Raw genomic sequence first — 8,867 nt, 5'->3', positions numbered from 1 at the left:
AGTGGCGGCACGTAGGACATAGCCGAGTCCAACTGTGATCCAGATCGCGATGGTTACTGGTGTTGTCTGCTCTGGTCGCACCGAGGCGGGACGGCGCCGCAGGTACTCATACGGTATAGCGATGCCGAAGACTGCAGCGATAAGGCAAGTCATCACCCACGGCATGCCGAGGGTGGCGCCGATCCCTAAGGCAATTGCAATACGTGTGAGAGCCGCGGCGGCTGACCATCGTACGTTGTGTCGCATAATCTTCTGGCTGGCGCCCATCGGCAATCGCTTCCGCGCCTTCTTCGCGGGATGGGCGGCGTCGTCGGCCAGTCCGATTATGTCGTTCCATTGATAACGCGCGGTATAGATCAGGAACTCCAGTGCGAACCAGACAGCCAACGCGTTCCACAGTCCACTCCAATCGAGCCGGATAGGTCCAGCCCAGAGGAGGGGTCCGGCGATTGCCGGCACGATGAGCCACTTGATCCAGTCTGCAGTTCTCGGCCATATCAGGTAGGACCAGAGCTTGCGTTCGTAATCGAGAGGAGGCTCGGGCCTACGAAAGTCCACGGTTCGTGCCGCGTATCTCGCTATATGCTTGAAGAAAAGTGAATTCCCGCCGACCGCGGTGACCATCACCTCGACGGTGAACAGGAGTGCGAAAAGGCCGTACGCGACAAGCATGATCAGCTGCCACGGCCGTTCGAGCTTGAGTGCGACATACAGGGCGAGTCCGCCGAAGACGACCACGACGCAGAAGTAGATCAGCAGGGAGAGTAGTCGATGGCCGAGTCGTCCGCGCCGCAAGCTGGTTATCTGGGTTGTCACGCCGATGAGGCTGGCAGGGCGCAACTGTGGGATCGCTATCAGCCGATCTGCCGCATACTGCTGCAGCTCCGTCTCTATCGCCCGCATGTAGTACGAGCGTATCGTTGCAGAGATGCCGATCATCTGCATGTACGCCAGCACGGCGAGGGTCGGCAGCGGGGTTGCGGCGAGCAACGCATCGTCTGCCTTGATGCAGTCCGCTTTCCCCGTGAACTGGCAGGTCTGGCTAATGACCGCCACAACGGCAGTGGCAAGGGCTACCGCTACACCGATCATCGCCGCCATGGTTGCGACATGGGTGCGTTCATCATCGCGCGCCATCTCATAATCGCTGATCAACACGGCGAGTCGAGCTTGGTCAGCAGGGTTATCGGTGGTGCCAACCGTCACGCGGGCCATGGTCATCAATGTGGCATACCGCAGCGTGTGGCGACACCTGTCGAAACGGTAGTAGACCAGCAGTCGTTCGGACCATTCCTGGAACGCGAGTTGAACCGGACGGGAACTCGGTAGTCACCGCCAGCCCTGCGTGAGGCGGGTGTTGGCGTGGAGGAGGTGCTGGGCGAGGAGGTCGGCGCGCCGCTCGTCGACCCGGTGTGCGGGGGCGGAGATGGTGAGTGCGGCCACGGCGCCCCGGGTGGGGTGGACGACGGCCACGCCGACGGCGTACACACCGTCGACGCATTCTTCGATGTTCGACGCGTAGCCGCGGGAGCGTACGGCGTCGAGTTCCTTGATCAGTTGGTCGGTCGTGGTGATCGTGGCGGCGGTCAGCGCGGCCAGGGTCCGCGGATGCAGCGCCCGGATGTCCTTCGGGCGCATCTGGGCGAGCAGGGCCTTGCCGCCGGCGGTGGTGTAGGCGGGTAGTCGGTCGCCGGTGCGGACGCCGACCCGGACGGTCTGCGTGCTCTCGACGCCGTCGAGGAAGACGACACAGGCACCCTGCAAGCCGATCAGGTTGACCGTCTCGCGGGTGGTCGCGGCCAGGTGTTCCATGTGGGGGCGGACGGCGGCGACGACGTCCCAGGGGGCCTGTCGGGTGGCGACCTCGTGTGCCGCAGGGCCGAGCCGGTACCGGCGGGAGTCGTCCTGGCGGGCGAAGTCGAACTCCTTGAGCGTGGACAGCAGCCGGTGCGCGGTGGACGGGGCGACCTGCAGGTGCCGGCCGAGGTCCGCCACGCTCACCGACTCCTGGGCGCCGAGATACAGCAGGGCTCGTAGCGCGTTGCCCACCGACTCCATGACCTGCCTCCCACTGCTCGCCGCCGACCCGCGCAGTATTCCGCACAGAGGAACCCTTCTCCCAGACCCTTCTGCGTGACGGAAGATCAAGGTCTACTGGTCGGGGGTCGACGGAGAGGAACTGTGCGGTGGCGAGCGTGCGTGACGTGACCTTCGAGCTGCTGCGGGCGCACGGCCTGACCACCATCTTCGGCAACCCCGGCTCGAACGAGCTGCCGTTCCTGGCCGGTATGCCGGACGACTTCCGGTACCTCCTCGGCCTGCACGAGGGCGTGGTGCTGGCCATGGCCGACGGGTATGCCCAGGCCCGCCGAGGCCCGGCGCTTGTCAACCTGCACGCGGCAGCGGGCAGCGGCAACGCGATGGGCCAACTGACGAACTCGGTCTACTCGCACAGCCCGCTTGTGGTCACCGCCGGGCAGCAGGTCCGCTCGACGGTCGGCCAGGAGGTGATGCTCGCCAACGTGGACGCCGCCGCGCTGCCCCGGCCGCTGGTGAAGTGGAGCAGCGAGCCGGCCGCCGCCGAGGACGTGCCCCGAACCATCAGCCAGGCGATCCACACCGCCACGCTGGCACCTCAGGGACCGGTGTACGTGTCGGTGCCGTACGACGACTGGCAGGCCCAGTCCTCCGTCGACGCGCGGCACCTGCTGTCCCGTACCACCGTGACCGCCGCGGCGCTGACCACCCGGCAGCTCACCGAGCTTGCCGCGGTGCTGGACCGCGCCGACCGGCCGGTGCTGATCCTCGGACCCGACGTCGACGCGACCGCCGCGAACGACCATGCCGTGGCGCTCGCCGAAGCCCTCGCCGCCCCGGCCTGGATCGCCCCGTCGGCGTCGCGCTGCCCGTTCCCCACCCGCCACCCCGCCTTCCGCGGCGTGCTGCCGGCCGGGGTCAAGGCGATCAGTGACCTGCTGACCGGACACGACCTCGTCCTGGTCGTCGGCGCACCGGTGTTCCGCTACCACCAGTACGACCCGGGAAGGTATCTGCCCGAGGGCACCCGACTGGTGCACCTGACCGTGGACCCGGACGAAGCCGCCCGCGCGCCGATGGGCGACGCGATCGTCTGCGATCTCGCCGACACCCTCACCCGGCTGGCCGCCGCCGTCACCCCCGGGCGGCGGGCCGCCCTCGTACCGTTGCCGCCCATTGCGACGCCGCGACCAGCCTCGGCGGGCCGGCTGCATCCTGAGGAGGTGTTCGCCGTGCTGCGGGACACCGCTCCGGCCGACACCGTCTGGGTCACCGAATCCACCTCGACCAGCGGTGCCTTCTGGGCGCAGGCGGACCTGCGCCGGCCCGGCAGCTACTACTTCCCCGCCTCCGGCGGCCTCGGCTTCGGGCTGCCCGCGGCCGTCGGGGTGCAGGTGGCCGACCCCGACCGGCAGGTCGTCGCCCTGGTCGGGGACGGGTCGGCCAACTACGGCATCACCGCGCTGTGGACCGCCGCCCGCTACCGCATCCCGGTCATCTTCGTCATCCTGCGCAACGGGACGTACGGCGCCCTGCGCTGGTTCGCAGGGGTGCTGGAGGCCGGGGAAACCCCGGGCCTGGACATCCCCGGCATCGACTTCACCGCGCTGGCCGCCGGTTACGGCGTCACCGGCGTCGCGGTCTCCAGCCGTACGGCACTCGTCGAGGCGGTCACCGACGCCCTCGCTGCCGGGGAACCCCGGCTCATCCAGGTCGACACCGACCTCACCACCCCCTGAACCGCTGAAAGGCAAGCCCATGTCCGCACCCCAGCCGTCCGCCCCGGTGCTCGGCCGTTTCCCCGACTTCCCGCACGAGCAGGTGATCTTCTGCCAGGACCCGGAGACCGGGCTGCGGGCGATCATCGCCATCCACGACAGCACCCTCGGCCCGGCCGTCGGCGGCACCCGGATGCACCCGTACGCCACCGAGGCCGACGCGTTGACCGACGTGCTGCGCCTGTCGCGGGGGATGACGTACAAGAACGCGGTCGCCGGCCTGCCCTGCGGCGGCGGCAAGGCGGTCATCATCGGCGACCCCGACACGATCAAGTCCGAGGCGTTGCTGGAGACCTACGGACGTTTCGTGCAGAGCCTCGGTGGCCGCTACGTCACCGCCGGCGACGTCGGGATCAGCGCCGCCGACCTCGATGTGATCGGCCGGTCCACCGACCACGTCCTCGGCCGCACCACAAACGCCGGAGGGTACGGCGACAGCGGCCCGATGACCGCGTATGGTGCCTTCCACGCCCTGCGGGCCGCCGCTGCCGTCCGATGGGGGACCGCCGACCTGGCCGGCCGTACCGTCGGGGTCGAAGGGCTCGGCAAGGTCGGCCACGAACTCGTCCGCCTCCTCGTCGAGGCCGGTGCCACGGTCACCGCCGCCGACATCTCCGCACACGCCCGCGAACGGGTCCGACGGGAACAGCCCGCGGTGCTTCTCGCCGAGCGGGTCATCGACGCGCCTGTCGACATCTACGCCCCGTGCGCGCTCGGTGCCACCCTCACCAGCGACTCGGTCCCGACGATCCGCGCGGCAGTGGTCTGCGGCGCCGCCAACAACCAACTCGCCACCCCCGAGGTCGAGCAGCAGCTCGCCGAGCGCGACATCCTCTGGGTGCCCGACTTCGTCGCCAGCGCCGGTGGGGTCACCACCGGATCGGCCGAGTACCGGCGGATTCCCCTGGAGGAGGTGCCCGCCCAGGTTGCGAAGATCTTCGACACGGTGACCGAGGTGCTCGACCTGGCCCGCCGGCAGGGCATCCTGCCCGGCACGGCAGCCGAAGACATCGCCCACACCCGCATCCAGCAGGCACGAACCGGCCTCAAGCACGGCTACCTACCCCGCTGACCGACCCCCTTTTGATCGACTCCGTTACGGCGTGATGGCGGTATCCGGCCAGGCGGGTCACCGCCGTTACGGCGTAACGTCGAGGCCGTCAGCCGTGCCCGACGTCGAGGCCGTCAGCCTGTGTGCGCCGTCAGCCCGCGTGCGACGGCTGGCCCGTCAGGCCTCCCGCGGGTGGGGCAGTTGACCATGGGAGGTCCGATGATCCCGACGCTGATCGTGTTCGGCCTGCTGTTCGGGCGCTGGTGGCGTTCGGCGCTCATCCTCGCTGCGGTGGGATGGCCGGTTCTGCTTGTCGCGAGCGGTGTGGAGGACGTCGGGCCGGGTCTGCTCGCCGCCGCCGGGCTGGCCGTGCTCAACACCGCCGTCGGCGTCCTGATCCATCAGGGCGTCCTGCTGGTCATCCGGAGACGACGAGCCTCCTGACCGTCACCGAGCGGACCACGGATCGCCGCCCCACCCGGCACCCGCACGGACACCATGCGGCGGCATCTGACTCAGACACCGGGCCGCGGGTGGCCGCCAAATGAGATCGCGGCGGCCGCCCCAGGGGCGACCACCGCGATCCGGTGTTCTCGGGGTGTGGGTCAGCCGGCCAGGCTGGCCACTCCGCGCGGCAGGAACCGCTGGCCGGTCACCCGCTCGCTGGTGCCGGTCCGGTCCAGGTACGGCGTGACGCCGCCCAGGTGGAACGGCCAGCCGGCGCCGAGGATCATGCACAGGTCGATGTCCTGCGCCTGCGCCACGACACCCTCGTCGAGCATCAGCCGGATCTCCTGCGCCAGCGCGTCCAACGCGTTCTGCCGCACCTGCTCCTCGGTGAGCGGCTGGTCGCCGACCACCAGCAGCTTCGCCACCTCGGCGTTGATCTCGTCGTCGACGACGATCGGCTGGCCGGAGTCGGCGATCCGCTTGAGGTTCTCGCTGATGCCGAAGCGCTCCGGGAAGGCGGCGTGCAGGGTGCCGCCCACGTGGTACGCCACGGCCGGGCCGACCAGCTGGAGCAGGGCCAGCGGACGCATCGGCAGACCCAACGGGTCCACCGCGCGGTTCGCCACCTCCAGCGGGGTGCCCGCGTCCACGGCGGCGAAGATCGCCCCGAGGAAGCGGGTGAGCAGCCGGTTCACCACGAACGCCGGGGCGTCCGCGACCAGCACCGAGGACTTCTTCAGCTGCTTGCCGACCGCGAAGGCGGTGGCCAGCGTGGCGTCGTCGGTGCGCTCACCGCGGACGATCTCCAGCAGCGGCAGTACGGCAACCGGGTTGAAGAAGTGGAAGCCCACCACCCGCTCCGGGCGCTCCAGCTCCGCCGCCATCGCCGTGATGGACAGCGACGAGGTGTTCGTCGCCAGCACCGCCTCCGGCTTGACGATCTTCTCCAGCTCGGCCCAGACCTGCTTCTTGACGTTCAGGTCCTCGAAGACCGCCTCGATGACGAAGTCCGCCTCGGCGAACGCCGCCTTGTCCACCGAGCCACTGACCAGGCCGTACAGCTTGGCGGCCGTGCCCTTGTCCATCCGGCCCTTGCTGACCTGCTTCTCGATCTGGGTGTGCACGTAGCCCACCCCCTTGTCGACCCGGGCCTGGTCCAGGTCGGTCATCACGACCGGCACCTGCAGGCGGCGGGCGAACAGCAACGCCAGCTGGCTGGCCATCAGGCCGGCGCCGACGATGCCCACCTTGGTCACCGGGCGGGCCAGGCCCTTGTCCGGTGCCCCGGCCGGGCGCTTGGCCCGCCGCTGCACCAGGTCGAAGGCGTACAGGCCGCTGCGCAGCTCCTCGGAGAAGATCAGGTCGGCGAGGGCCTCGTCCTCGGCGGCGGTGCCGGCGGCGAAGTCGGCGTCCTTCGCCGTCTCCAGCAGGTCCAACGCCTTGTACGCGGACGGGACAGCGCCGTGCAGCCGCTGGTCGAGGGTCTGCCGGGCGAAGTAGAGCACCCCGGCCCACATGTCCTTGTCGACCTCGGGCCGGGTCACGGTGACCTCGCCCCGGACGACTCCGGCGGCCCACTCCAGGGACCGCTCCACGAAGTCGGCCGGCTCCAGCAGCACGTCGGCGATGCCCAGCTCAGCGGCCTGCTTTGGCTTGAGCATCTTGTTCTGCATGAGCGGGTTCTGGATGATCACCTGGGTGGCCGCCGGGATGCCGATCAGGTTCGGCAGCAGCTGGGTACCGCCCCAGCCCGGGATCAGACCCAGGGAGACCTCCGGCAGCGCCAGGGCGGCGGCACCGGCCGACAGGGTCCGGTAGTGGCAGTGCAGGGCCAGTTCCAGTCCGCCGCCCATCGCCGCGCCGTTGACGAAGGCGAAGGTCGGGATCTGGCTGTCCTTGAGCCGGGCGAAGACCCGGTGGCCCAGCTGCCCGATGGCCAGCGCCTGTTCCCGGTCGGCCAGCAGCGGCAGGCTGGTGATGTCCGCGCCGACGCAGAAGATGTACGGCTTGCCGGTGACCGCGATGAACGCCGGCTCAGCGGCCAGGGCGGCGGTGATCGCCTCGTCCAGGCTGGACAGTCCGCCGGGGCCGAAGGTGTTCGGCTTGGTGTGGTCGAAGCCGTTGTCGAGGGTGATCAGGGCGGCCGGACGGTCCAGCCCCGGCACGTTCACCTGGCGCAGCAGGGCCCGGGTGACCACCTCGTTCGGTGCGGTCAGCGCGCTCACTTGTTGCCCTCCCAGTGCGGGTTCTCCCAGATCACGGTGCCGCCCATGCCGATGCCGATGCACATCGCGGTGAGGCCGTAGCGGACCTCGGGGTGCTCGGCGAACTGCCGGGCGAGCTGGGTCATCAGCCGTACGCCCGAGGAAGCCAGGGGGTGACCGATGGCGATCGCGCCGCCCCACTTGTTGACCCGCGGGTCGTCGTCGGCGATGCCGAAGTGGTCCAGGAAGGCGAGCACCTGTACGGCGAACGCCTCGTTCAGCTCGAACAGGCCGATGTCGTCGATGGTCAGCCCGGCGATGCGCAGGGCCTTCTCCGTCGACGGGATCGGGCCGACGCCCATCACCTCGGGCTCGACGCCGACGAAGCCGTACGACACCAGGCGCATGGCGACCGGCAGGCCCAGCTCGCGGGCGACGTCCTCGGCGACCAGCAGGCTGGCGGTGGCGCCGTCGTTCAGACCGGCGGCGTTGCCCGCGGTCACCTTGCCGTGCGGGCGGAACGGGGTCTTGAGGCTGCCCAGCTTCTCCAGCGAGGTGTCGCGGGGGGCCTCGTCGGCCGTGGCCAGACCCCAGCCGCCCTCCTCGTCCCGGATGGCCACCGACACCAGGTCGTCCTGGAGCTTGCCGTTGGCGTACGCCTTGGCGGTCTTCTGCTGCGAGGCGAGCGCGAAGGCGTCGGTGCGCTCCTTGGTGATGTGCGGCAGCCGGTCGTGCAGGTTCTCCGCGGTGGCGCCCATGACCAGCGCGGACGGGTCGACGAGCTTCTCGGCGACGATGCGCGGGTTGGGGTCGACGCCCTCGCCCATCGGGTGGCGGCCCATGTGCTCGACACCACCGGCGATCGCCACGTCGTACGCGCCCACGGCGATGGCGCTGGCGACGCTTGTCACGGCGGTCATCGCCCCGGCGCACATCCGGTCGATGGCGAAGCCGGGGACGCTCTTGGGTAGACCCGCCAGCAGGGCGGCGGTACGGCCGATGGTCAGTCCCTGGTCACCGATCTGGGTGGTGGCGGCGATGGCCACCTCCTCGACCCGCTCCGGGGGCAGCTGCGGGTTACGGCGTAGCAGTTCGCGAATGCATCGGATCACCAGGTCGTCGGCGCGGGTGTTGGCGTACATGCCACCCGCCTTGCCGAACGGGGTACGGACGCCGTCGACGAAGACGACATCCCGAACTTCACGGGGCACTGGAGCCTCCTAGCCGGCACTGGCATTTCCCCGAATGCTACCCGTCAGTAACAATCCTCGCCCCACCCCACCCTGTGGCCCAGCCCACACCCAGCCTCACCCCGCCCCTTCACCCTTGTTGATCAAGAGGTTTGCG

The 8,867-nt window shown here is 69.6% G+C and carries 7 protein-coding genes; 3 read left to right on the top strand and 4 right to left on the bottom strand.

Annotated features, from left to right (window positions below; genetic code table 11):
* A partial coding sequence (locus tag Vgi01_RS16805; protein ID WP_204291620.1) for a hypothetical protein occupies positions 1-1,221 on the bottom strand: 1,221 nt, incomplete at its 3' end.
* A 108-nt stretch (positions 1,222-1,329) separates the two neighbouring features.
* Positions 1,330-2,058: an IclR family transcriptional regulator gene (locus Vgi01_RS16800; protein WP_102657163.1), complete on the bottom strand. Its 729-nt coding sequence runs from the start codon at positions 2,056-2,058 to the stop codon at positions 1,330-1,332.
* 128 nt (positions 2,059-2,186) lie between these two features.
* Between Vgi01_RS16800 and mdlC the strand changes: the two genes are divergently transcribed.
* From mdlC to Vgi01_RS16785, 3 genes are all read left to right on the top strand, one after another.
* Positions 2,187-3,776, top strand: coding sequence for a benzoylformate decarboxylase (gene mdlC / locus Vgi01_RS16795; protein WP_204291619.1), 1,590 nt, complete (start codon positions 2,187-2,189; stop codon positions 3,774-3,776).
* A gap of 19 nt (positions 3,777-3,795) precedes the next feature.
* Positions 3,796-4,887 (top strand): Glu/Leu/Phe/Val family dehydrogenase, encoded by a 1,092-nt coding sequence (locus Vgi01_RS16790; protein WP_204291618.1) that lies wholly within the window; start codon positions 3,796-3,798, stop codon positions 4,885-4,887.
* Between the two features lie 198 nt (positions 4,888-5,085).
* Complete coding sequence (locus tag Vgi01_RS16785) at positions 5,086-5,310, top strand: hypothetical protein (RefSeq protein ID WP_204291617.1); 225 nt, start codon at positions 5,086-5,088, stop codon at positions 5,308-5,310.
* A gap of 161 nt (positions 5,311-5,471) precedes the next feature.
* Here the strand turns inward: Vgi01_RS16785 and Vgi01_RS16780 are convergent, their stop codons facing one another.
* Both Vgi01_RS16780 and Vgi01_RS16775 read right to left on the bottom strand, forming a co-directional pair.
* On the bottom strand, positions 5,472-7,541 hold the full coding sequence (locus tag Vgi01_RS16780; protein ID WP_204291616.1) for a 3-hydroxyacyl-CoA dehydrogenase NAD-binding domain-containing protein: 2,070 nt from the start codon (positions 7,539-7,541) through the stop codon (positions 5,472-5,474).
* Positions 7,538-8,731 carry a thiolase family protein gene (locus Vgi01_RS16775; protein ID WP_102657168.1) on the bottom strand — a complete coding sequence of 398 codons (1,194 nt, stop codon included), beginning with the start codon at positions 8,729-8,731 and terminating at the stop codon, positions 7,538-7,540. The genes Vgi01_RS16780 and Vgi01_RS16775 overlap by 4 nt, the downstream gene beginning before the upstream one ends.
* Positions 8,732-8,867 lie beyond the last annotated feature (136 nt).

Origin of the sequence: Micromonospora gifhornensis, from assembly GCF_016863515.1 — a bacterium.
Taxonomy (GTDB): domain Bacteria; phylum Actinomycetota; class Actinomycetes; order Mycobacteriales; family Micromonosporaceae; genus Micromonospora; species Micromonospora gifhornensis.
Note: the sequence above shows the minus strand (reverse complement) of the source record. Positions and strands in the feature narration are given on the sequence as shown.